The 23,650-nt window shown below is 55.7% G+C and carries 24 protein-coding genes and 1 pseudogene; 14 read left to right on the top strand and 11 right to left on the bottom strand.

Features of this window, described 5'->3' with window-relative positions:
* Positions 1 to 23 precede the first annotated feature (23 nt).
* From puuE to G0034_RS09745, 5 genes are all read left to right on the top strand, one after another.
* On the top strand, positions 24 to 1,295 hold the full coding sequence (gene puuE, locus G0034_RS09760) for a 4-aminobutyrate transaminase (protein WP_179120763.1): 1,272 nt from the start codon (positions 24 to 26) through the stop codon (positions 1,293 to 1,295).
* A 123-nt stretch (positions 1,296 to 1,418) separates the two neighbouring features.
* Positions 1,419 to 2,906, top strand: coding sequence for a carboxypeptidase M32 (locus G0034_RS09755; RefSeq protein ID WP_179120762.1), 1,488 nt, complete (start codon positions 1,419 to 1,421; stop codon positions 2,904 to 2,906).
* Positions 2,907 to 3,055: 149 nt separating this feature from the next.
* Entirely contained in the window at positions 3,056 to 3,427 is a 372-nt protein-coding gene (gene asr, locus G0034_RS09750; RefSeq protein ID WP_063433831.1) for an acid resistance repetitive basic protein Asr, read from the top strand.
* 91 nt (positions 3,428 to 3,518) lie between these two features.
* Positions 3,519 to 3,602, top strand: a complete 84-nt coding sequence (gene ydgU, locus G0034_RS23615) for a small membrane protein YdgU (protein WP_086527784.1) — start codon at positions 3,519 to 3,521, stop codon at positions 3,600 to 3,602.
* A 102-nt stretch (positions 3,603 to 3,704) separates the two neighbouring features.
* The gene (locus G0034_RS09745) at positions 3,705 to 4,526 is read left to right on the top strand and encodes a trypsin-like serine peptidase (RefSeq protein WP_014883623.1); all 822 of its coding nucleotides are present in this window, start codon (positions 3,705 to 3,707) and stop codon (positions 4,524 to 4,526) included.
* Positions 4,527 to 4,563: 37 nt separating this feature from the next.
* On the opposite strand, the gene mdtI is transcribed toward G0034_RS09745, so the two are convergent.
* The 3 genes from mdtI to G0034_RS23610 form a co-directional block, all read right to left on the bottom strand.
* On the bottom strand, positions 4,564 to 4,893 hold the full coding sequence (mdtI, locus tag G0034_RS09740) for a multidrug/spermidine efflux SMR transporter subunit MdtI (RefSeq protein WP_014883622.1): 330 nt from the start codon (positions 4,891 to 4,893) through the stop codon (positions 4,564 to 4,566).
* The gene (gene mdtJ, locus G0034_RS09735; RefSeq protein WP_014883621.1) at positions 4,880 to 5,242 is read right to left on the bottom strand and encodes a multidrug/spermidine efflux SMR transporter subunit MdtJ; all 363 of its coding nucleotides are present in this window, start codon (positions 5,240 to 5,242) and stop codon (positions 4,880 to 4,882) included. The genes mdtI and mdtJ overlap by 14 nt, the downstream gene beginning before the upstream one ends.
* Before the next feature lie 119 nt (positions 5,243 to 5,361).
* Positions 5,362 to 5,532: a protein YdgV gene (locus G0034_RS23610; protein ID WP_418756997.1), complete on the bottom strand. Its 171-nt coding sequence runs from the start codon at positions 5,530 to 5,532 to the stop codon at positions 5,362 to 5,364.
* A 133-nt stretch (positions 5,533 to 5,665) separates the two neighbouring features.
* On the opposite strand from G0034_RS23610, the gene G0034_RS09730 reads away from it, so the two are divergent.
* Entirely contained in the window at positions 5,666 to 6,700 is a 1,035-nt protein-coding gene (locus G0034_RS09730) for an AI-2E family transporter (RefSeq protein WP_014883620.1), read from the top strand.
* 110 nt (positions 6,701 to 6,810) lie between these two features.
* On the opposite strand, the gene G0034_RS09725 is transcribed toward G0034_RS09730, so the two are convergent.
* Positions 6,811 to 7,836, bottom strand: a complete 1,026-nt coding sequence (locus G0034_RS09725; protein ID WP_014883619.1) for an LLM class flavin-dependent oxidoreductase — start codon at positions 7,834 to 7,836, stop codon at positions 6,811 to 6,813.
* A gap of 195 nt (positions 7,837 to 8,031) precedes the next feature.
* Here G0034_RS09725 and G0034_RS09720 point away from each other — a divergent pair, with 195 nt between their 5' ends.
* The gene (locus tag G0034_RS09720; protein WP_014883618.1) at positions 8,032 to 8,925 is read left to right on the top strand and encodes a PhzF family phenazine biosynthesis protein; all 894 of its coding nucleotides are present in this window, start codon (positions 8,032 to 8,034) and stop codon (positions 8,923 to 8,925) included.
* Positions 8,926 to 9,002: 77 nt separating this feature from the next.
* The gene (gene yajD, locus G0034_RS09715) at positions 9,003 to 9,350 is read left to right on the top strand and encodes an HNH nuclease YajD (protein ID WP_006808895.1); all 348 of its coding nucleotides are present in this window, start codon (positions 9,003 to 9,005) and stop codon (positions 9,348 to 9,350) included.
* A 50-nt stretch (positions 9,351 to 9,400) separates the two neighbouring features.
* Here yajD and G0034_RS09710 read toward each other — a convergent pair.
* Positions 9,401 to 10,167 (bottom strand): annotated as a pseudogene (locus G0034_RS09710) (arylamine N-acetyltransferase family protein).
* A gap of 95 nt (positions 10,168 to 10,262) precedes the next feature.
* Here G0034_RS09710 and G0034_RS09705 point away from each other — a divergent pair.
* Positions 10,263 to 11,699 (top strand): aminotransferase-like domain-containing protein, encoded by a 1,437-nt coding sequence (locus tag G0034_RS09705; protein WP_045134986.1) that lies wholly within the window; start codon positions 10,263 to 10,265, stop codon positions 11,697 to 11,699.
* Positions 11,700 to 11,716: 17 nt separating this feature from the next.
* Here the strand turns inward: G0034_RS09705 and G0034_RS09700 are convergent, their stop codons facing one another.
* The 4 genes from G0034_RS09700 to G0034_RS09685 form a co-directional block, all read right to left on the bottom strand.
* Positions 11,717 to 12,163, bottom strand: coding sequence for a hypothetical protein (locus tag G0034_RS09700; RefSeq protein ID WP_045269500.1), 447 nt, complete (start codon positions 12,161 to 12,163; stop codon positions 11,717 to 11,719).
* Between the two features lie 68 nt (positions 12,164 to 12,231).
* On the bottom strand, positions 12,232 to 13,494 hold the full coding sequence (gene umuC, locus G0034_RS09695; RefSeq protein WP_014883614.1) for a translesion error-prone DNA polymerase V subunit UmuC: 1,263 nt from the start codon (positions 13,492 to 13,494) through the stop codon (positions 12,232 to 12,234).
* The gene (umuD, locus tag G0034_RS09690) at positions 13,478 to 13,912 is read right to left on the bottom strand and encodes a translesion error-prone DNA polymerase V autoproteolytic subunit (RefSeq protein WP_014883613.1); all 435 of its coding nucleotides are present in this window, start codon (positions 13,910 to 13,912) and stop codon (positions 13,478 to 13,480) included. Before umuD ends, umuC begins: the two co-directional genes overlap by 17 nt.
* A gap of 109 nt (positions 13,913 to 14,021) precedes the next feature.
* The gene (locus tag G0034_RS09685; protein WP_045269499.1) at positions 14,022 to 14,900 is read right to left on the bottom strand and encodes an aldo/keto reductase family oxidoreductase; all 879 of its coding nucleotides are present in this window, start codon (positions 14,898 to 14,900) and stop codon (positions 14,022 to 14,024) included.
* 144 nt (positions 14,901 to 15,044) lie between these two features.
* Between G0034_RS09685 and tcp the strand changes: the two genes are divergently transcribed.
* On the top strand, positions 15,045 to 16,706 hold the full coding sequence (tcp, locus tag G0034_RS09680; RefSeq protein WP_014883611.1) for a methyl-accepting chemotaxis citrate transducer: 1,662 nt from the start codon (positions 15,045 to 15,047) through the stop codon (positions 16,704 to 16,706).
* 38 nt (positions 16,707 to 16,744) lie between these two features.
* On the opposite strand, the gene smrA is transcribed toward tcp, so the two are convergent.
* Positions 16,745 to 17,308, bottom strand: coding sequence for a DNA endonuclease SmrA (gene smrA, locus G0034_RS09675; protein ID WP_014883610.1), 564 nt, complete (start codon positions 17,306 to 17,308; stop codon positions 16,745 to 16,747).
* A 347-nt stretch (positions 17,309 to 17,655) separates the two neighbouring features.
* Positions 17,656 to 18,573, bottom strand: coding sequence for a LysR family transcriptional regulator (locus G0034_RS09670; protein WP_179120761.1), 918 nt, complete (start codon positions 18,571 to 18,573; stop codon positions 17,656 to 17,658).
* 175 nt (positions 18,574 to 18,748) lie between these two features.
* Here G0034_RS09670 and G0034_RS09665 point away from each other — a divergent pair, with 175 nt between their 5' ends.
* The 4 genes from G0034_RS09665 to ogt are packed head-to-tail and all read left to right on the top strand — an operon-like array spanning position 18,749 to position 23,598.
* Positions 18,749 to 20,059, top strand: coding sequence for a M20 family metallo-hydrolase (locus G0034_RS09665; protein WP_179120760.1), 1,311 nt, complete (start codon positions 18,749 to 18,751; stop codon positions 20,057 to 20,059).
* Positions 20,059 to 21,504: a M20 family metallopeptidase gene (locus G0034_RS09660; RefSeq protein WP_179120759.1), complete on the top strand. Its 1,446-nt coding sequence runs from the start codon at positions 20,059 to 20,061 to the stop codon at positions 21,502 to 21,504. The genes G0034_RS09665 and G0034_RS09660 overlap by 1 nt, the downstream gene beginning before the upstream one ends.
* Before the next feature lie 41 nt (positions 21,505 to 21,545).
* Positions 21,546 to 23,072, top strand: coding sequence for a p-aminobenzoyl-glutamate transporter (abgT, locus tag G0034_RS09655; protein ID WP_179120758.1), 1,527 nt, complete (start codon positions 21,546 to 21,548; stop codon positions 23,070 to 23,072).
* A 10-nt stretch (positions 23,073 to 23,082) separates the two neighbouring features.
* Positions 23,083 to 23,598, top strand: coding sequence for a methylated-DNA--[protein]-cysteine S-methyltransferase (gene ogt / locus G0034_RS09650; RefSeq protein ID WP_014883605.1), 516 nt, complete (start codon positions 23,083 to 23,085; stop codon positions 23,596 to 23,598).
* Positions 23,599 to 23,650 lie beyond the last annotated feature (52 nt).

The following is a 23,650-nucleotide window of genomic DNA, read 5'->3' as shown; positions in this document are numbered from 1 at the left end:
ATTTCGACAAAAGGGTATCTGACATGAGTAACCAGGAATTTCATCAGCGCAGACTTTCGGCCACCCCGCGCGGCGTAGGCGTAATGTGTAATTTCTTTACCCGCACGGCGGAGAATGCCACGCTTACCGACGTGGAAGGCAATGACTATATTGATTTCGCCGCCGGGATCGCGGTACTGAATACCGGCCATCGTCATCCTGAAATGGTGGCCGCAGTGGAAAAACAGCTGCACCAGTTCACCCACACGGCCTACCAGATTGTGCCATATGAAAGCTACGTTTCCCTGGCCGAAAAACTTAACGAGCTGGCCCCGGTACAGGGCCCGGCTAAAACCGCGTTCTTCACGACGGGCGCGGAAGCGGTGGAAAATGCCATTAAAATCGCCCGGGCCCACACCGGCAGGCCTGGCGTGATTGCCTTTGGGGGAGGTTTTCACGGCCGAACCTATATGACCATGGCGTTAACCGGCAAGGTCGCGCCTTATAAGCTGGGATTTGGCCCCTTCCCCGGGTCGGTTTATCACGTACCGTATCCCTCCGAGCTGCACGGCATCACGACGCAGGATGCCATCACGGCGATAGAGCGCCTGTTCAAAGCAGATATTGAGGCGAAACAGGTAGCGGCGATTATTTTTGAACCCATTCAGGGTGAAGGCGGATTCAACGTCGCGCCGCCAGAGCTGGTGGCCGCCATCCGCCGCATCTGTGATGAGCACGGGATCGTGATGATTGCCGATGAAGTGCAGAGCGGTTTCGCCCGTACCGGTAAGCTGTTTGCCATGGAACACTACGCTGACAAGCCTGACCTGATGACGATGGCCAAAAGCCTGGCAGGCGGAATGCCGCTGTCCGGCGTGGTGGGCCGCGCTGAGATCATGGATGCACCAGCCCCCGGTGGACTCGGGGGAACCTATGCAGGCAATCCGCTTGCGGTGGCCGCCGCGCACGCGGTGCTGAATATTATCGACAACGAGTCACTGTGCGCGCGCGCCTGTCACCTGGGCGATCGACTGAGCGCCACGCTGGAGGAGATTCAGGGCACCTTCCCTGCGCTCGTGGCGATAAGAGGAAGAGGATCGATGATTGCGGCAGAGTTTTTTGATCCCGAGAGCCGTGAACCGTCGGCCGCCATCGCGCAGGCAATTCAGCAAAAGGCACTTTCCCGGGGCCTGCTGTTACTGATCTGCGGCCAGTACGGAAACGTGATCCGCTTCCTTTATCCGTTGACCATACCGGATGCCCAGTTCACCCAGGCGCTGGCGATCCTGCAACAGGTTATGCGTGATAAGGCATAAGTGCCCACTGAGAACCGTCTCCCGGACTTCCGGAAGACGGTTTCCACGGAGGAAATGTTGGGGAATTTGGCCTGTTTCATTGTATGCTCCCTGAAACACATCCCTGGCAAGAGGAAATTAGAATTGCAAAATCCATCCGCCTATCAGTCACTTGTGAAAACCTTCCAGCGCCTCTCCCGCTTCTCGCATCTCTCCTCCATCGCCAGCTGGGACATGTTTACCATGATGCCGCCCGGCGGTAGTGCCGCGCGCGGTGAAGCGCTGGCGGAAATGAGCGTCCTGCAGCACCAGCTCCTTACCGATAAAAGAGTGGGCGAATGGCTGACCGCAGCGGCAGAGGAAGATCTGAATGACGTCGAACAGGCTAACCTGCGTGAAATGACGCGCCACTACCAGCAGGCGACCCTGCTGCCGGAATCGCTGGTTGAAGCCAAATCGCTGGCGGGCAGCAAGTGTGAGCACGCCTGGCGTACTCAGCGTCCCGCTAACGACTGGCAGGGTTTTTCCGCCAATCTAAAAGACGTCGTCAAACTCAGCCGTGAAGAAGCCCGTCTTCGCGCCGAGGCCAAAGGCTGTACCCCGTACGATGCCCTGCTGGATATTTTCGAACCGGACATGACCAGCGCGCGCCTGGACGTGCTGTTTGGTGATATGAAAACCTGGCTGCCGGACCTGCTGACGAACGTGGTGGAAAAACAGGCTCAGCGGTCGTTCGTCCCGCCACAAGGCCCTTTCCCGACGGCTACCCAGCGTGAACTCGGACTGGAAGCCATGAAGATGCTCGGCTTCGATTTTAACGGCGGTCGTCTGGACGTCAGTGCCCACCCGTTCTGCGGCGGCGTGCCGGAAGATGTGCGTATCACCACGCGCTATGACGAGGACGAGCTGCTCAGCGCGCTGTTTGGCGTGATCCACGAAACCGGACACGCGCGCTACGAGCAAAACCTGCCGCGAGCCTGGGCAGGACAACCCGTGGCGCTGGCGCGTTCAACCGCCATCCACGAATCTCAGAGCCTGTTTTTTGAAATGCAGCTGGGACGCAGCGAGGCCTTCCTGAAGCATCTGCTCCCTGCCGTTCACGCCCGCTTTGGTAGCCAGGCCGCCTTCAGCGAAGATAACTTTATCGCCTGGAACCAGCGCGTGAAGCCAGGTTACATCCGCGTTGATGCAGACGAAGTGAGCTACCCGGCCCACGTGGTGCTGCGCTATGAAATTGAGCGTGCGCTGATTAACGGCGAGATCGAGGTGGACGATATTCCCGCCCTGTGGGATGAAAAAATGCAGGCCTGGCTCGGGTTATCAACCAAAGACAACTATCGCAACGGCTGTATGCAGGATATCCACTGGACCGACGGTGGGTTTGGTTATTTCCCGTCATACACGCTGGGCGCTATGTATGCTGCACAGTTGTTCCATGCCGCAAAAACCGCACTACCGAGGCTACAGGCCTCTATCGCCGAGGGCGATTTTTCGGCCCTGTTTGAGTGGCTGCGTCAGAACATCTGGCAGCACGGCAGCCGCTTCAGCACGTCGCAATTAATCACCCAGGCGACGGGCGAAGATCTGAATATCCGCTACTTCCGCGAACATCTCACCTCGCGCTATTTGTAATAACAACGCCGGGGAGGCTCCCCCGGCGTTGTACATATGGTTACACGCCGATACCAATCACTCACGGAAACCTCGAATTTACAGGGATATAGTTATTTCAACGGCCCCGCAGTGGGGTTAAATGAAAAACCAAATTCGAGGGTATGAACATGAAAAAAGTATTAGCTCTGGTTGTTGCCGCTGCTATGGGTCTGTCTTCTGCTGCGTTTGCTGCAGAAACCACTGCTGCACCAGCGACCGCTGCGCCAACTGCAACGACCACTGCGCCAGCAAAAACTGTACATCATAAAAAACACCACAAAGCCGCTAAACCTGCTGCAGAGCAGAAAGCGCAGGCCGCTAAAAAGCACCACAAAAAAGCCGCTAAACCTGCTGTAGAGCAGAAAGCCCAGGCCGCTAAAAAGCACCATAAAAAAGCCGCTAAACCTGCTGTAGAGCAGAAAGCCCAGGCCGCTAAAAAGCATCACAAAAAAGCAGTAAAACACGAAGCTGCTAAACCAGCTGCTCAGCCAGCTGCGTAAGGTACAAGCTTAACCGTGCCCTTCGGGGCACGTTGGTAAACCGGCGCTGAACCGGAAAAGGTTCTGCGCCGTTTTTTTATCCGGAGGGCGTATGCTGCGACGCTATCGGTTTGAGCTCATTCTGTTCCTGCTTATTTTATGCGCGCTCATCGCAAGCCATTTTTATCTTTCCTGATTGTAGCACGCTGATTTTACTCCCACTTTCGTGCTGTCCCGTCTATAGTATTTTCATAGGGTTCACTTTTAATAATCATAATTACCCCCACCAGAGTGTGATATGCGTAAATCTGTTGTGTTGTTGCTGGGAACGTTTGGTCTTTTTTCTGGATTTTCACAGGCGGATGATGGCGGCGATGACGCCATTAGCGCGAAAGAGCTTAAGACGCTTTTTTTCGGTCATGACGATCGTACTCGCGTCACCGACCCAACACAGGCCCCCTGGGATGCTATTGGACAACTGGAAACCGCCAGCGGCAATCTGTGCACCGCGACGTTGATCACCCCGCAATTAGCCCTGACGGCAGGCCACTGCCTGTTGACGCCCCCTAACGGAAAGCCAGACAAAGCGGTAGCCTTACGGTTTGTGTCGCAAAAAGGTGTCTGGCGCTATGAAATCCACGGCATCGAAGGCCGGGTTGATCCTTCTCTGGGTAAACGACTGAAACCGGATGGTGATGGCTGGATAGTGCCGCCCGCGGCAGCGTCATGGGATTTTGGTCTGATCATTCTGCGCTACCCGCCTTCAGGCATTACGCCACTGCCGTTATTCGACGGAGATAAAGCGGCGCTCACCGCCGCGCTGAAAGCCGCCGACCGTAAGGTCACGCAGTCAGGCTACCCGGTCGATCATCTGGATGCGCTTTACACCCATACCGACTGTGTTGTAACGGGCTGGGCACAAACCAGCGTGCTGTCGCACCAGTGCGATACGTTACCGGGTGACAGTGGTTCGCCCTTGATGCTGAAAACCGATAACGGCTGGCAATTGATTGGTGTTCAAAGCTCCGCTCCGGCGGCGAAAGACCGATGGCGAGCCGATAACCGGGCCTTATCCGTCACCGGTTTTCGCGATAAGCTGGAAGCGCTGGCTCAAGAGTAAGCCAGCGCGGCTGCGGGTGAAAAAGGGTAACGGGTTATCAGGCGAGTTTTATCATGACCATACCCGCCAGCAGCAATATCAGTCCTATCCAGCCTTTGTTATTTAACCGCTGGCCGAACAGTACCCAACCGGCGGCAAGGGTGGCGGCGATACCAAAACCGCCCCACAGCGCATAGGCCACCGAAAGATCGATACCTTTGACCGCCTGCGACAGGGCGCTGAACGCCCCCAGAACCGCGGCTATCGACATCAGGCCATAGACTTTACGACGGAAACCGTCGGAGAATTTCAGCAGAACGTTGGCGAAAATTTCCAGCACGATGGCGAAACCCAGCCAGGCCGCATGAACCCATTCAAACTGTTGCATGGTTCTGCTCCTTCTGCTGTTTGGTCGGTTTACGGGTACCTGATTTAATCAGCACAATACCCGCGACCAGCGTCGTTAACCCGGCGACTTTCATTGTTGTTAATGTTTCGTCAAATATCAGGACGCTGAAGAGTGTAATCAATAAAATACCGATCCCTTCCCACAGCGCATACGCCACACCCAGCGCAATTTTTTTCACCGCAAATGAGAGGAAAATATAGGAAAGTGAAATCATCACCAACATTAAAATAAAACCGGTATTGCCATCGCTGACGCTCGCCCACTTCATCGACAGCGTGCCGGTAATCTCAGCGATAATAGCCAGAGCGAGTAAAATCCAGTAAAACATGTTTTTCTCCTGCTTGAGAATATAATCCATCGTGGCCCGCCGCATGCGGCAAACCAAAAAAAATATGAAATTAAATCAGACAGCTAAGCGCGTAGCGCCAGCTCAGGCAGAAGAGATAACTATAGGGCGGTGCGCCAGTGTTGCTCACCAGCAACCAGGCAGAAGGAGGTGGAAAATACAGCGGTGTTGTTTGAAGAATACGTCCTGAACACATTGTCCATAAAATTACAATTATCCGCGTTGTTGCTTCTCGTCTTTGCGGATGAAAATTGTCCTCGGTAGTTAAACACGCTAAATTTGTACCATAAGCCAGGATTTTACTCAAAGTCTTTGCAATTCTTTACCCACACCGTTTGATTTTGGTTAGTTTATTGCAACGCGTTTCACCTTTATTATAAATAAAAAGCGTATTTCGGAGTCACCATGGCTAAACCCATTATTACCCTGAACGGGTTAAAAATTGTCATCATGCTGGGCATGCTGGTGATCATACTGACGGGCGTGCGATTTGCAGCCGACATCATCGTGCCCTTTATTCTGGCGCTGTTTATTGCGGTGATCCTTAACCCGCTGGTACGGCGCATGACGCGGCTACGCATCCCGCGCGTGCTGGCGATTACCCTGCTCATCAGCGTGATTATTGTTGCCATGGTATTACTGGTTGCCTATCTCGGCACCTCGCTGAATGAACTGGCGCGCACGTTACCGAAGTACCGATCGTCGCTGGCGATACCGCTGCTGCAGCTTGAACCCTGGCTGCAACGCGCAGGTATTGAAGTCTCGGTTGAGGAACTCCTTAAATATATCGACCCCAATGCGGCCATGACGATCGTCACCAGCCTGCTGGCGCAGCTTTCGAATGCCATGACCTCCATTTTTCTGCTGTTTTTAACGGTGGTGTTTATGCTGCTGGAGGTGCCTCAACTGCCGGCAAAGCTGCAGCAGATAATGGTCCGTCCGGTTGAGGGCATGGGGGCGATTCAACGCGCGCTGGACAGCGTCTCACGCTATCTGGTGCTGAAAACCGCCATTAGCCTGGTTACGGGTGGTGTCGTCTGGGTGATGCTGCTGGCGCTGGACGTCCGCTTCGCGTTCGTCTGGGGATTACTGGCCTTCGCGCTCAACTACATTCCCAACATCGGTTCCGTGCTGGCAGCGATCCCCCCTATCCTTCAGGTGCTGGTTTTCAGCGGGCTGTATGATGCGCTGGTTCTGCTGGCCGGATATCTGGCCATTAACCTGCTGTTCGGCAATATTCTTGAGCCACGGATGATGGGACGCGGGCTGGGGCTATCCACATTGGTCGTCTTTTTGTCTTTGATTTTCTGGGGCTGGCTGCTCGGTCCCGTCGGTATGCTGCTCTCCGTCCCGCTGACCATCATTGTGAAGATTGGTCTGGAACAGACCGAGGGCGGACAAAGCATCGCCGTGCTGCTGAGCGATATGAGCCAGAAATAGCGCTGACAGGAGGAATGTATAGATCCTCCTGTCTTCGCGATAAGCGCCCGAATAGTTACAAATGAAGATTCACGCCACGTGCGGCGACGGGGCTTATCCCAGCGCGTCGACTACTCGCGCCAGCCCATTGCCGGTGCGACATGTTTGAGAATGGACTCAATCACATGCGCATTGTAATCCACACCGAGCTGGTTCGGTACGGTCAACAATAACGTATCCGCTTCAGCAATCGCCTCGTCTTTTTTCAGCTGTTCGATAAGCTTGTCCGGCTCCGCGGCATAGCTGCGTCCGAAGATCGCGCGCGTTTTCTCGTCAAGATACCCCACGCTATCGCTGTCGTTGCGGCTTGCACCGAAGTACATCCGGTCACGGTCGTCCATCAGGGCAAAAATACTGCGGCTGACCGACACGCGCGGCTCACGCGTATGCCCTGCCTCTTTCCACGCCTGGCGGTACGCGCGGATCTGTTTTGCCTGCTGAATATGGAACGGCTCACCGGTTTCATCGTCTTTCAGCGTAGAACTTTGCAGATTCATGCCGAGCTTAGCGGCCCATACTGCGGTCGCATTCGAACCGGCGCCCCACCAGATACGCTCGCGCAGCCCTTCGGAATAGGGTTCCAGTCGCAGCAGCCCCGGTGGATTCGGAAACATCGGCTGTGGATTCGGCTTCGCAAATCCTTCGCCGCGCAGAACCTCAAGCAGCACCTCGGTATGACGGCGTGCCATATCTGATTCGTTTTCCCCTTCCTGCGGGACATAGCCGAAATGACGCCAGCCATCAATGACCTGCTCCGGGGAGCCCCGGCTGATGCCAAGCTGCAAACGACCGCCGGAAATCAGATCCGCCGCACCGGCATCCTCGGCCATGTACATCGGGTTTTCATAGCGCATATCAATCACGCCGGTACCGATCTCGATGGTTTTCGTTTTGGCCCCAATTGCGGCCAGCAGAGGGAACGGAGAGCTCAGCTGACGAGCAAAGTGGTGCACGCGAAAATAGGCGCCGTCCGCCCCCAGCTCTTCGGCCGCTACGGCCAGGTCGATGGACTGCAGCAGGGTGTCTGCTGCCGAGCGCGTGCCGGACTGCGGAGAAGGCGTCCAGTGACCAAACGATAAAAAGCCGATCTTTTTCATAATTCTGTGTCCTGATAATGCGTTGCGTTCTCCCTACTGTACGCATTACCTGTGGAGAATAAATGGCGTTTCTTTAACGGAATGATTCAAATAAATTGATTGAATTTTTTTCAGGTCCGTCGGGTGAAAAACGGCTGGTTATCGGTTTGATTTAACGTTACATCTCTATATCAGGACTTTTACATCGGACAGAAAATGAAAAGACGCTATGTTGTTGCGGATGTTTTTACTGATACTCCGTTTCTGGGTAACCCTGTTGCCGTCGTACTCGATGCTCAAGGCATGAACAAAGCACAAATGCAGCAGGTCGCCGTTGAATTTGGCTACAGCGAAACCACGTTCGTTTTGCCGCCAGACAATCCTTCCCATACAGCACGCGTGCGAATCTTTACGCCCTCGCGCGAGATCCCCTTCGCCGGGCACCCGAATGTTGGAACGGCTTACGTGCTTGCCCATTACGCCGCGATGAATCATCAGCGCCTGCCTGATACGCTACACTTCGAGGAAATAGCCGGTGTGGTGCCCGTTCGCCTGTTGCGCGACAACGATACGGTCACTGGCGCAGAACTCCTGGTGCCTGAGGCACTCTCGTGCCGCTCTGAAGTCAGCCCGGAAAGCGTGGCTGCCTGCTTATCCCTGAACACGGAAGATATCCGTACCGAGGTACATAGGCCTGTGGTCGCGTCGGTAGGTCTGCCCTTTCTGATAGCCGAGCTGGCTTCTCGTGAGGCGCTTCGTCGATGCGTGCCGAATTTACAGGGTTTTCGCGCGACCTTACCGCTGGATGGCGCCGTTTCCCTCTATGCCTACACCCTGGATACGAATGCTGATGAACCTCATGATGTGCAGGCCCGCATGTTTACTCCCCGCATGACAGAAGATCCTGCCACAGGCAGCGCGACTGCCGCTGCGACAGCGCTACTGGCGTTGCACCGCAATAAAACGACGCTTAATCTTAACGTCAGTCAGGGCGTTGATATGGGACGAGCAAGCGTGCTGTTCGCGGGATACGATGCCTCGTCGGGAGAGGCGGTGGTTCGCGTTGGCGGAAATTGCGTGATGACGCTTGAAGGCACATTCTCGCTCTAGCGGAGGAAGGTCCTGTACATTTACCGTGCCTGATGGGATATATTGGCCCACTATTTTTATCACAGGTAAAACCAGCAATGGCTCTGATCCCCAAAAACTACGCGAGACTTGAAAGTGGCTATCGCGAAAAAGCGTTAAAAATCTATCCCTGGGTATGCGGACGCTGCTCGCGCGAGTTTGTCTATTCCAATCTGCGCGAACTGACGGTTCACCACATCGATCACGACCATACCAACAACCCGGAAGATGGCAGTAACTGGGAGCTGTTGTGCCTGTTTTGCCACGATCACGAACATTCGAAATACACCGAAGCGGATCAGTACGGTACCACCGTGGTCGCCGGGGAAGACGCGCAAAAAGACGTGGGCGTCGCCACGTTTAACCCGTTTGCCGATTTAAAAGCGATGATGAACAAGAAGAAGTAATGCTTCAACCGCGGTGCGTGAGGCTCAGGGGGCACAGGCCCCCTTCTGCTTTACGCCGCGATCAACGCAAAACGCTCTTTCAGAATACGGGGGATGTCGTCCTCCGCCAGCTGCCGGGTTTCCGTGCCCTTCGCCGTAATGGTTTTCAGCATATTCCCCAGTAAAATCTCGCGTCCCTCCGGTCGATGCTGCACCACCACACGCTTCTGCACAAAAATGGCATCCGGGTGCGTGGAGTTAAGGTAGTTGGCCGGAACGAAATCAATCCACTCCTGTGGCGTGAGATCAAAGCCGTACTGACGGGCCCATTCTCCCGCCACCTTCGCCTGAAGCAGATATTCGCCCTCAGCGCTGCGGCTAAGCCGGAACGTGTCAAAACCTGTGCGATATCAACATCAAGCGTGTCCAGAGCCATTGGCGCACGAATGCCATAGCTGCCAAACCCGAGGTCGCAAAGCCACTGTCGACTCTCCACCTCAGCAATTAACGCCATATGGGTTTTTGGCCGCCGTACGGGGTAGAACATCGGGCGTGCCGCCACAAAACGGTAAGGAATACCTAACGCCTCCAGCGCCATGGCAAACAGCCCGTTCACCTCATAGCAGTAGCCGCCGCGCCCCGGTGTTAACAGCTTATCGGCAATATCGTCAGGTGCCAGCGAGACAATTTTCCCCGCCAGTACATCCAGATTTTCAAACGGGATTGCAAAAAGCTGATGACGCATAAGCGCATGCAGGGTACCCGTATCGCCAGCCGCAGGGCCGGTGTAGTTTATGCGTTTGAAATACGTGGAAATATCAAAATTATCGCTGTGCATAATGCCTCCTTGTCCTGAACATGTCGGACACTATAGATGGCGTGCATTATTGGCTGTATAGTCAGTTTTATCGAAAATTAGCCTGAACAGATACCATGTCTGCCCCATCCCCGTCCTCTCCTCACTATCGCCGTATTGCGGATATGCTGCGTCTTACAATTACGTCTGGCGCGTTGCGAGCCGGTGACAAGATCATCTCCGCGCGTAAACTGGCCGAACGCGAGCATGTCAGTCTTCCGACGGCGCTTGAAGCGCTGCGCTGCCTTGAGGCCGAGGGGCTGATTGTTGCACGTCCGCGTTCAGGTTATTACATCCACCAGACAAGCCTTCCGCAGCCTGTGGAGCCTTCTCGTTCTCCGCCAGGCCCGGTTCCCGTCACCCTGTCGGCTATGGCCCGGTCGCTGTTCAGCAGTTCAGAAGCCCGTCTGGTGCCTCTGGGTGCAGCCCTGCCCGATCCTGCTTGGCTGCCGGGCGAGACGCTACAGCGGGCGTTGCACTCCGCGGGCCGACGTCTGGACGCGCACGGTCAGAGCTATAGCCTGCCGCCGGGAAGACGTGATTTGCGAAGCAAGATTGCCGCGCGTTCTGCACAGTGGGGAGCCCGTTTCAGCGCGGATGACCTTATTATCACCGCAGGTGCGACGCAGGCGTTGCGCCTTGCGCTACGAGCCGTGTGCCAGCCCGGTGATGTGGTGGCGATTGAGCAGCCAGCCTACTTTGGTACGCTCCTGCTGCTGGAGGATTTGGGGCTGAAGGCCTTATCGATCCCCACCGATCCTGTTGAGGGCCTGCTGCTGGAACCGCTGGCGGACGCCATTCGGTGCCACCGCCCGGCCGCCGTTCTGGCCTCCCCTACGGTGCAAAACCCTTTGGGCGCCAGTATGCCCGTCACGCGTAAGCAGGAACTCGTTGCCCTGCTTGACGCGGCAGATATTCCTCTCATTGAAGATGATGTTTATGGCGATCTTGTCGGCGAGGGGCAACGTCCTCCAGCCTGTAAAGCGTTCGACCAGAGTGGAAATGTCATTTATTGCAGCTCCCTGTCTAAAACGCTTGCGCCCGGCTGGCGAATCGGCTGGATTGCCGCCGGACGCTACTTTCCGCAGGTTTTACAGGCCCGCATGGCCGGAGACTGGGCAGGCGCTCCGCTGCTGGAAGCCGCAACGAGCGAAGTCCTGGCGAGCGGCGATTACGATCGCCATCTGCGGCGGCTCAAGCGTCGCGTTGCGGAGGGAATAGACGCCGTCGTGGCGCGGGTCGAGGCAAGTTTTCCTCCCGGCACGCGTGTTAACGCGCCCGCCGCGGGTTACTTGCTGTGGGTAGAACTTCCTTTGCAGGTCAACGCGCTGGAGGTACATCGTCGCGCGCTGGCGCTGGGTATTGGCGTCAGCCCCGGCCCGCTGTTTTCCCCTGCCGCAGAGCTGTCTCACTTTTTGCGGCTAAACTGCGCAAACGAACCGACGCCCCGTCTGCTGAATGCCGTGGAGCGGATTGGGGCGCTGTGTTATGAACTGGCGGATGCGCGGCCGTGACGGTCTGCGGTCCTTTTTCACAAATTGAGGATTGCGCGCTCTTTAACGACAGCGTCCGGATTGGCACTTTTTATCGCGGCCAGAAAAGCCGTGAAGTTATGATTCCAGAGGGTGAGATTGTTATAAAACTGCACCTGCTTTTCATTAGGACCGTCACGGTAAATAACAATCCAGACCCGTCGGCTATTTATCTCGATATTCCCCGGCCCGATTTTAATGATAGTAGCCAGCGCAATCTTACGGGTGGCGTTGTTTTTAACTTCATATAAAAACTGGTCATCATAAAACCATGTTTTACCTGCATTCCCGCCAAAAATTGAGGGGTTAGCAGATATCTTTTTCATCCCGTTATGATCTGAAATAAGGCGCTTTGCCTGGCGAATACGTCTGACAACAAATCTTAACAGGATGAAAAGCGCAATGAGGGGCAGCGCGACTGATATCATTTTTAGGCTCTCGTACATATCCCTGCCCCGTCATACATTCTTATTAACGCCGTGAGTATAACGCGGCGATCGTTTATGACAATATCCTACCTTGCCACCGGCAAATCTGCGTACCGCGTCGTATACGCCGGTGACAGCATCTCACGCTTCATCGCCCAGGATTTCTCAATCCCCTGCCCGGCAAACCATATCTTCCCTTTGCCGGAATGGTTTACGCTGTCGATTATCTCCATCAGCGCTGCGCTATTGGCACACAGGCGGTTATCATCAAACAAATTCAGCTGGGCGACGCCGCTGCTGAAAAAATCCGCCAGCATCACCCCCGCTTTCATATAGCGATACCCGTCAAGCCATATACGCCCCAGCGCCTCCGTGGCAGCACGGATGATATCGCGCGTGTCATTAGTGGGTGTCATCAGGGTGACTGAGGCCTGGTTGCCGTAATAAATTTCGTTGTCGGCATGCGGGCTGGTGCGCACAAACACGCTGATAAAGCGGCAATACTGATGCTCGCCGCGCAGTTTTTCGGCGGCACGCTCCGCGTAGGCACAAATGGCCTGGTGCATCTCTTCGTATTGCGTAATACGGTGTCCAAACGAACGACTACAGATAATTTGCTGCTTCGTCGGGGTAAACTCTTCCAGATCAAGACAAGGCTCACCGCGAAGCTCGCGCGCCGTGCGTTCCATTACCACGTTAAAATGTTTGCGAATGACCCAGGAGGACGCTTCCGCCAGCTCCAGCGCCGTGGTAATCCCCATGGCGTTGAGTTTTTTCGTGATGCGTCGCCCGACACCCCACACTTCCTCTACCGGCACCTTCGCCAGCAGCTTACGCTGCCGTTCGCGATCCGATAGATCGACCACGCCGCCGGTGGCAGACCACCGCTTCGCCGCATAGTTGGCCAGCTTCGCGAGCGTTTTGGTCGGGGCAATACCGACCCCAACGGTCAACCCCGTATTTTTAGCGACCTGGTTGCGCATCTGATGGCCAAAAGCCTCCAGCGACATGCAGCGGCTGACGCCCGACACGTTCACGAAGGCTTCATCAATCGAGTAGATCTCAATTGCCGGAGCAAGATCGGTCAGCGTTTGCATCACCCGGCTGCTGAGATCGGCATACAGCGCATAGTTCGAGCTAAAAACATACACCCGCGCCGGATAACCCTTCTCCTTGAATTTAAAGTAGGGCTCACCCATTTTTATGCCGAACTGTTTGGCCTCCCGCGACAGCGAAATAATGCAGCCGTCGTTGTTCGAGACCACCACGATGGGTTTGCCCTCCAGATCGGGGCGAAACACCCTCTCGCAGGAGGCATAAAAGCTATTCACATCAACCAGTGCGAACATGTTTATACGTTTTGAGGGTGTGAGTGACAACGCCGAAGATTTGTAGCTCCTCTTCTGACTGGAAGGTAATCGGCTGATAGCGGGCATTATGCGGCAGCAACCTCAAAACCGGACGGGTCTGTAGCTCTTTCACCGTAAACTCACCGGCAACCGACGCCACGACGATATCCCCATGTTCGGCATTTAACGAACGATCGACCACCAGCAGATCGCCGTCGCCGATCCCAGCCCCAATCATCGAGTCACCACTCACTTTTATAAAGTAGGTCGCACTGGGGTGCCTGACCGCCAGCCGGTTAAGATCGAGACGATCCTCCACATAATCCTGCGCCGGGCTGGGGAAGCCGCAGGCGACGCGCTCCAGAAAGAGAGGTAATTCAATGACTTGATTAGAGTGATAAGAAAAGAGAGTGCCCATAAATGCTTTCCTGCCGTAATACTGTATATAAATACAGTATTACGGATTATGGGCCAGGATCAAGATGCTTTCCGGCGGTGAAGCCGAACGTATTGAAGTTTGAACGGATTTAGTTCAACGATCGGCCTACCAGCGTATTCAGCGTTTCCAGAGCGTCAGGCGGCAGTTGCAGTTCTCCTGCTGCGAGATTTTGCCGCAGATGCGCCACGGAAGAGGTGCCGGGGATCAGCAGAATATTCGGGGAACGTTGCAGCAGCCATGCCAGCGCAACCTGCATCGCGGTTGCACCAAGGGAATCCGCGACGGCCTGCAGATCGCTGGATTGCAGTGGCGTAAAGCCGCCCAATGGGAAAAACGGCACATAGGCAATCCCCTGCTGCGCCAGTAAATCCACCAGCGCATCGTCGCCGCGGTTCACTATGTTGTACATGTTCTGCACGCAGACAACAGGCACCATCTTCTGCGCTTCCGCAACCTGAGTGGCCGTGACATTGCTCAGACCAATGTGGCGTACCAGCCCTTGCTGCTGTAACTCTGCGAGGATGGAAAGCGGTTCAGCAATCGATCCTTCTGCCGGGCCGTGAGCGCTAAACATGATCCGCAGATTCACCACATCCAGTACATCCACCTGCAGATTACGCAGGTTATCATGCACCGCCTGAGTCAGCTCCTGCGCGGAAAAGGCCGGCAGCCAGGCACCTTTATCGTTGCGGCGGGCCCCGATCTTGGTGACGATAGTGAGATCGTCCCGGTACGGATGAAGCGCCTCGCGGATCAGCTGATTGGTCACATGGGGACCATAAAAATCGCTGGTATCAATATGATTCACCCCCGCCGCCACGGCTTCGCGTAACACCTCCAGCGCGGCATTTTTATCTTTCGGAGGGCCAAATACGCCCGGTCCGGCAAGCTGCATCGCGCCATACCCCAGTCGTTTAACCGTCCGCGTACCGAGCGCGTACGTCCCGCTTTTATCAATGCTGCTCATGTTGACCTTCCTCATAAAAATGATCCGGATTTACAACAGGTTCCTGACCGGAGCCCTTCGTTAAGCGCGAGTTAAATTAAAGTTTAAATTCTATACGACGATAGTATTGGTGTACCTCTGCCTCTTCTCTAACGGACGACCGCTATGCTGAAAAATCTGCACGTGATTACCGGTATTATCTTTGCCCTCACCATATTCTGTCTGCTGCAAGTTGTCACGGGAGGGTTGTTCTACTCCGCCGTCAGCAACGATCGCCATAACTTCCAGAACTCCGGCGTGCTCAATGCCCAGCAGGAAAATCTGAGCGACAGCGTAAACACGCTGGTAAAAACGCGCGTCACCGTGACCCGCGTGGCGATCCGCTACCTGAAAAACCAGCGCGATCCGGCTTCCCTTGCCGCGATCAACAAACTGCTTGATACCGCAAGTGACTCGCTGGCTAAAGCAGAAACCTATAACAAAGCGTGGCAGAAACTGCCGCAGGTTAACGGCCAGAATGCGGCGTTAACTGACGAGATGCAAAAATCCTGGAATCAAATGCATGAGGTCATGCGTTTGTCGATTCAGTATCTTCGCGCCGACAACTACCAGGCCTATGGCGATCTGGATGCTCAGCAGGCTCAGGATGATATGGAAGCGGTCTACAACCGCTGGCGCGCCGAAAACAACACGCTGCTGAAAGCGGCAACCGAAGAGAACCAAAGCAGCTTTACGCAAATGCAGTGGACGCTGGCAGTCATTTTCCTGGCCGTTATCGCCGTGCTGGTGGTCATCTGGCAGGGGTTACAACACCTGCTGTTAAAACCACTCAACACCATTATGAACCATATTCGCGCCATTGCGGGGGGCGACCTGACGCAGAATATCGCGCTCTCTGGCCGCAATGAAATGGGTCAACTGGCCGCAGGCCTGCATGAGATGCAACAATCTCTGGTGACTACCGTCAGCGCCGTGCGCGGCAGTACCGACTCCATCTACACCGGCGCAGGTGAAATTGCCGCAGGCAGCAACGATCTTTCCGCTCGCACCGAAGAGCAGGCCGCCTCGCTCGAAGAGACGGCCGCCAGCATGGAAGAGCTGACCGCGACGGTTAAACAGAACTCCGATAACGCCCGTCAGGCTACGTTACTGGCGAAGAATGCCTCTGAAACCGCAGCACGTGGTGGCCACGTCGTGGATAACGTGGTTCGCACCATGACCGAAATTGCCGACAGTTCCCAGCAGATTGCCCACATTACTGGCGTGATTGACAGCATCGCGTTCCAGACCAATATTCTGGCACTTAACGCCGCGGTAGAAGCCGCACGCGCCGGGGAACAGGGGCGTGGTTTTGCGGTCGTCGCAGGCGAAGTCCGTACGCTGGCGAGCCGCAGTGCACAGGCGGCGAAAGAGATCAAAGGGCTTATCGAGAACTCCGTCAGCCGGGTGAATACCGGTTCTGAGCAGGTTAGCGAAGCGGGCGCGACCATGAAGGAGATTGTCGCCGCCGTGACCCGCGTAACCGATATCATGGGTGAGATTTCGTCGGCCTCCGATGAGCAGAGCCGCGGTATTGAACAGGTGAGCCTGGCCGTTTCGCAAATGGACAGCGTGACGCAGCAAAACGCCGCGCTGGTGCAGCAGTCCGCGACGGCGGCGGCGGCACTGGAAGATCAGTCCGAACAGCTGCGTCAGGCTGTGGCCGCGTTTCGTCTGAACGGAAAAGAACACGCGGTCGCCTCACGTCCGGCAAATGTGAAAACGCCGCAGCTACTGCGTCCGGCAACGGCTAACGCCACGCCTGACAGTCACTGGGAAACCTTCTGAGTCACAGGCGGGCGATCGCCTCGCCCGCGAAAACCGCCTTAACGGCTGCGCTTGGCGTGCCGTTCCCAGTTCTCCTGTTTCGCTTCATCGGATTTCCGCAGTGAAACGTAACATGCCCCGCTGCCGCCGTGATGCGGCAGCGCCACGCAGAAAGCCTGCACTTCCTCGAACTCAGTTAACCAGCGTGCCAGATAGCTGCGCACCACATTGGGATGCGAATTCTGTTCGCGCCCTTTCCCATGAATGATGATCAGGTTACGTAATCCGTCACGACGGGCCTGACTGATAAAGGAATACAGCATCTGTCGGCAGCGTTCGGCGGGCTGACGCAACAGGTTTAAGCTGGCCTGTCGGTCGTATTTCCCCGAACGCAGCTTCTCTATAACGCCCTGCTGTACCCCTTCGCGCTGGAACGCCAGCGGTTCTTCAAGGGGCAGGAGTTCCAGAAACCCCAGCGTCAGAAAGTTGTCCAGCTGTTCAGTATCCATCTCCTGCCGCGCCCGTGCGTTTCTCATCGGCTGCCAGTGGATATCCGAGCAGCGCTTCATGGGCTGGACATCCTCCATGGCGTCAAGAAAAAGTGATTTGTCGTCAGGGTTCATGGGGATCCTCCGGCTACTTCTGAGGGAGGTACTATACCTGTGCCAGACATGTGTCTCAATAACCGTCAGCGGCCCACTCACGGCATATATATTTACCCGGCGAATATATAATAAGGGTGATACGCACTTAAACCAGACTTAACTAAAACTTCAGTGAAGGTAAAATAAGTGATTTACGTTAAAAATTCGTGAAATCAATCACTCGTCAACCTGTCTTTTTTCGGAAAAGGTGTTATAACTAAATAAACCTGCCCCATGGAAATAATACTCAGGACTGGCAAAAGGACGTACTGCTGTGTGTACTGTAGGGTCTGTCTGATGTCGGGCAGACTCTGTTTTTTTTATTTTCAATTTTCCGCTGCGTCTATTTTTCTCGCTTCCCTTCTGAATTGCGTAATTAAGGATTCAGCAAGAGGTGTCTGACGTGAATCACGTCGCTGAATTAAATAATACGCGGCTTTTGGAAGCGATTCGACAACCGGCAGAATGACGAGACGGTGCGCCAGAAGCGGGTCAGAGCCCAACTCCTGCGGCAGGATACTTAAAAAATCACTTTGCGCAACCAGGCTTATACAGGACGAAAATGTTTCACACACCACCCCAATTCGCGGTATTTGCGAGCGGTGGCGAAATAGATCTTCTAATTGCTTATAATAGCTTCCCCGCGGCGTCGGCATTGTCCAGTTATAATGCAAAAGTTCATTAATGGATGTTGCCCCTGTCGCCGGATGCCCTTCCCGGCAAAATACCGCAAACGGTTTTTCAAACAACTTTTCGAACGTAAATTCATGGTCGTAAGGCCCCTGATAATAGGTGTTAATGGTGAAATCCAGCTCACCCTGGCGTAATTCATTGATCATCGACACCAGCTGCCCCTCCATAATCCGCACCTTGACCTGGGGGTGTTGTGCATGAAAGCGCGTAATAACGGTGGGCATCAGGCTGCGTGAAACGCTGGCGCCCATCCCGATATTGATCTGCCCGGCCAGTTCCCCCTGCCGCTGGCGAATATCATCCTGCGCCGCACGCAACTCTTCCAGAATCAGTCTGGCGCGCTGGTAGAAGCCCTCGCCACACTCGGTCAAGGCAACACCTTTACTCCGGCGCACAAAAAGCTGTGCCGCCATACCCTCTTCCAGCTCTTTGATCGATTTGGTCAGCGCTGGCTGCGAAAGATTCAGCGTCCTGCTGGCACCGCGAATACTGCCCTGACGCGCGACTTCAACAAACGCCCGGATTTGATGAAATTTAATCTGAAATGTCATAGCCCGACCGATAACCGTTGTTTATCAGAGTAAAGAAACTGTCATCTACTTTAATGGAAAGGGATGTGCGAGGGTAATTCCTGAACGGTTAAAACTGTGAAAAATCGGTTAGTGATAAGTAAAAACTATCACAGCGTGAAGCAGTTCACATTTTTTAATGATGACGGGAAGAGATATGGACACACTGGCGCAGTACATCCAGACATTAACGCCGCAGCTGAGCGCGTGGCGTCGCGATTTTCACCATTTTGCGGAATCCGGCTGGGTAGAGTTTAGAACTGCAGCGAAAGTCGCTGAAATTCTTGATTCGCTGGGGTACGAACTGGCGATGGGCCGTGATGTGGTGGATGCCGAAAGCCGAATGGGATTGCCCGATGACGCAACGCTGGCGCGAGAATTTGCCCGAGCGCGTGCGCAAGGCGCCCCCGAAAAATGGCTGGCACCGTTTGAAGGCGGATTTACCGGCATTGTGGCGACCCTTAAGACCGACCGCCCGGGGCCAACCCTGGCGTTTCGCGTAGACATGGATGCCCTTGATTTAAGCGAAGCGCAGGACAACAGCCATCGCCCGTTCCGCGACGGTTTTGCCTCCTGCAACCCGGGAATGATGCACGCCTGCGCGCATGACGGCCATACCACCATTGGTCTGGGACTGGCGCAGGTGCTTAAGCAGAATGAAGCGCAGCTCAACGGCACCATCAGGCTCATCTTTCAGCCTGCCGAAGAAGGGACGCGCGGCGCACGCGCTATGGTTGCCGCCGGGGCTCTGGATGGCGTGGACTATTTTACTGCCATCCATATCGGTACCGGCGTGCCTGCCGGAACGGCGATCTGCGGCAGCGATAACTTTATGGCGACCACCAAGTTCGACGTGAATTTTACGGGCGTTGCCGCACACGCAGGCGGAAAACCGGAGGATGGGCGAAACGCCCTGCTCGCCGCCGCGCAGGCCGCTCTCGCCTTACACAGCATCGCACCGCACAGTGAAGGGGCTTCCCGCGTCAACGTCGGGGTCATGCAGGCCGGAAGCGGCCGCAACGTGGTGCCCGCGAATGCGCTCATCAAAGTTGAAACCCGCGGGGAAAGCGAAGCCATAAATCAGTATGTCTTTGAACGCGCGCAGGCCGTCATTACCGGGGCGGCCGCACTCTACGGCGTGAAGGCGGAGATGCGTCTGATGGGGGCCGCCACCTCCAGCGCGCCCACACCGGCCTGGGTTGATTATCTGCGCGAACAGGCGAGCCAGGTTTCCGGCATTGATCGCGCTATCGATAAGGTCAAAGCCCCCGCCGGCTCCGAAGACGCCACGCTGATGATGGCCCGCGTGCAGCAAAACGGCGGCATGGCGTCGTATATGGTATTCGGCACGGATTTGAGCGCTGGCCATCACAACGAAAAATTCGACTTCGATGAACAGGTTATGGCTATCGCCATCGAAACGCTGGCGCGGACTGCGCTCAATTTTCCGTGGACGCGAGGTGTGTAATGCAGGAGAACTACGCTTTTATTGCCGATGCCATCGATACGCGATGTCAAACGCTAACCGATATAGCCGATGCCATCTGGGATCACCCTGAAACCCGCTTTGAAGAATTTTGGTCCGCCGAACGACTCGCTGGGGCGCTGGAAGCCGAAGGCTTTACGTTGACTCGCGAGGCGGGCGGTATTCCAAACGCTTTTATTGCGAGCTACGGCAGTGGAAAACCGGTTATCGCCCTGCTCGGTGAATACGATGCGCTGGCCGGGCTAAGCCAGCAGGCGCATTGTGCAACCGCGCAATCCGCCACGCCGGGAGCGAAAGGTCACGGCTGCGGGCATAACCTCCTGGGCACCGCGGCGCTGGCCGGTGCGGTGGCGTTAAAAAGCTGGCTTGAACAGCATGGCGGTAGCGGAACGGTGCGTTTTTACGGCTGCCCCGGGGAAGAAGGCGGCTCCGGCAAAACCTTTATGGTGCGGGAAGGACTGTTTGATGACGTCGATGCCGCCGTCACCTGGCACCCGGAAGCCTTTGCCGGCATGTTTAACGTCAGCACCCTGGCCAATATTCAGGCCGCCTGGCGTTTTCACGGCGTGGCGGCGCATGCGGCCAACTCCCCTCATCTGGGGCGCAGCGCGCTGGATGCCGTGACGCTGATGACGACCGGCACCAACTTCCTTAATGAACACATCATTGAGAAAGCGCGTGTCCATTACGCCATCACCGATACCGGCGGGATTTCGCCCAACGTGGTGCAGGCCCAGGCCGAAGTGCTGTACCTGATCCGCGCCCCGGAGATGGCCGATGCGCAGCAGATCTACGAACGCATTGAGAAAATCGCCCAGGGCGCGGCAATGATGACCGAAACCACCGTGGAGTGTCGCTTTGATAAAGCCTGCTCCAGCTACCTGCCAAACCGCACGCTTGAGGCGGCAATGTATCGGGCGTTACAACACTACGGCACGCCGGCGTGGACTGCTGAAGAGTGCGATTTTGCCCGTGAGATCCGCGCTACGCTCACGCCCAACGACCTGCAGAACAGCCTCAAAAATATAGCCGCCACGGGCGGAGACGCCGGTAAAGCCTTTGCCCGCCGTCATCAGGAGACACTCCTGGTGGATGAGATTGCGCCCTATGCCATTACCGATAACGTGCTGGCGGGTTCAACGGATGTGGGTGACGTCAGCTGGAAAATGCCGGTCGCCCAGTGCTTCAGTCCCTGCTTTACCGTGGGAACGCCGCTGCATACCTGGCAACTGGTGGCACAGGGGCGAACCTCCATTGCTCACAAAGGCATGCTGCTGGCCGGGAAAGTCATGGGCGCCACGGCACTGAATCTGCTGCAGGATGCAGCCCTGCTAAAAAAATGTCGTGAAGAGTTCGAACAACAAATACAAGAAAAACCGTACGTGTGTCCGATCCCACAGGGCGTGACACCGTCACCTTTAAAATAAAAAAACACAACACAACAACACAACACTCCCGAGGAACGCCCATGAGTATGTCATCCATACCTTCGCATTCCCCATCCGGTAAGCTCTATGGCTGGGTTGAAAGGATCGGCAATAAAGTGCCACACCCTTTCCTGCTGTTTATCTATCTGATTGTCATTTTGATGGTTGCCACCGCCGTGCTCTCCGCCTTTGACGTGAGCGTGCGAAGTCCGGCCGATGGCAGCCTGGTGGCGGTGAAAAACCTGCTCAGCGTTGACGGGCTGCACTGGTTTTTACCTAACGTCATCAAAAACTTCAGCGGCTTCGCCCCGCTGGGCGCCATTCTGGCACTGGTATTAGGGGCCGGGCTGGCAGAGCGCGTGGGTTTGCTGCCTGCATTGATGGTAAAGATGGCATCCCACGTCAGCGCACGTTACGCCAGCTATATGGTACTGTTTATCGCCTTCTTCAGCCATATCTCCTCCGACGCCGCGCTGGTGATCATGCCGCCAATGGGGGCGTTGATCTTCCTCGCCGTCGGGCGGCACCCGGTGGCGGGCCTGCTGTCGGCAATTGCGGGTGTCGGCTGCGGATTTACCGCCAACCTGCTGATTGTCACCACTGACGTATTGCTCTCGGGCATCAGCACGGAGGCGGCGAAAACCATTGACGCAGCAATGCACGTCAGCGTAATCGACAACTGGTACTTTATGGCCAGCTCAGTGATTGTTCTGACGATTGTCGGCGGGCTGATTACCGACAAGATCATCGAGCCGCGTCTGGGCAAATGGGAAGGCCGTAGCGATGAAACGCTGGAGACGCTGAGCAAAGAGCAGAAATTCGGCCTGCGCGTGGCCGGTATTGTCTCGCTGGTATTCATCGCCATGGTCGCGCTGATGGTGGTGCCGGAAAACGGTATTCTGCGCGATCCGGTTAAACATACTGTCCTGCCCTCGCCGTTTATACAGGGTATTGTGCCGCTGATCATTCTCTTCTTCTTTGTCATTTCGCTCGCTTATGGTATCGCCACCGGCAAAATTCGCCGTCAGGGCGATCTGCCGCAGCTGATGATCGAACCGATGAAAGAGATGGCGGGTTTTATCGTCATGGTGTTCCCGCTGGCGCAGTTTGTGGCGATGTTTAACTGGAGCAACATGGGCAAGTTTATGGCCGTGGGCCTGACCGACGCGCTGGAAGCTGCCGGATTAAGCGGCGTACCGGCGTTTGTCGGCCTGGCGCTATTGTCGTCCCTGCTGTGCATGTTCATCGCCAGCGGCTCCGCCATCTGGTCGATTCTGGCCCCCATCTTCGTGCCGATGTTTATGATGCTGGGCTTCCATCCGGCGTTTGCGCAGATCCTGTTCCGCATCGCCGATTCGTCAGTGATCCCGCTTGCACCGGTTTCGCCGTTTGTCCCGCTGTTTTTAGGCTTTCTGCAGCGCTATAAACCCGAGGCAAAACTGGGTACCTACTATTCGCTGGTTTTGCCCTACCCGCTTATCTTTTTAGGGGTATGGCTGGTGATGCTGGTGGCATGGTATCTTGTCGGCCTGCCGATTGGGCCGGGGATCTACCCGAGGCTGAGCTAAAGGAATGAGGATGCTGAGATTACTCGAAGATAAAATTGCGACGCCGCTTGGGCCGCTGTGGGTGATCGCGGACGAGCAGTCTTGTCTGCGCGCCGTTGAATGGGAAGAGCACAGCGACCGCATGGAAGAGCTGCTGAACATTCATTATCGGGCGCAAGGTTTTGAACGTATCCGCGCCACCAATCCGGGTGGGCTGAGCGATAAGCTTGCGGCGTACTTCGAGGGCGATCTCAGCATCATCGATACACTCCCCACCGCCACGGCTGGCACCCCTTTCCAGCGTGAAGTGTGGCAGGCGCTGCGGGCCATTCCCTGCGGGCAGGTCATGCATTACGGCCAGCTCGCGGAGCAGCTGGGCCGCGCAGGCGCCGCGCGTGCGGTGGGGGCCGCCAATGGCTCTAATCCCGTTAGTATTGTCGTTCCCTGCCATCGCGTCATCGGACGCAACGGTACCCTGACCGGCTATGCCGGTGGCGTGCAGCGCAAGGAGTGGTTGCTGCGTCACGAAGGATATCTTCTGCTGTAGATCCCAGGCTTTTTGTGCTTAATTTTCTACCGGTTAGGCTAAAAATCCATAA

Source organism: Enterobacter sp. T2 (assembly GCF_010692925.1).
In the GTDB taxonomy this organism is placed as follows: Bacteria; Pseudomonadota; Gammaproteobacteria; order Enterobacterales; family Enterobacteriaceae; genus Enterobacter; species Enterobacter kobei.
The sequence above is the reverse complement of the archived record's forward strand: the minus strand, read 5'-3'. Positions and strand labels throughout refer to the sequence as shown.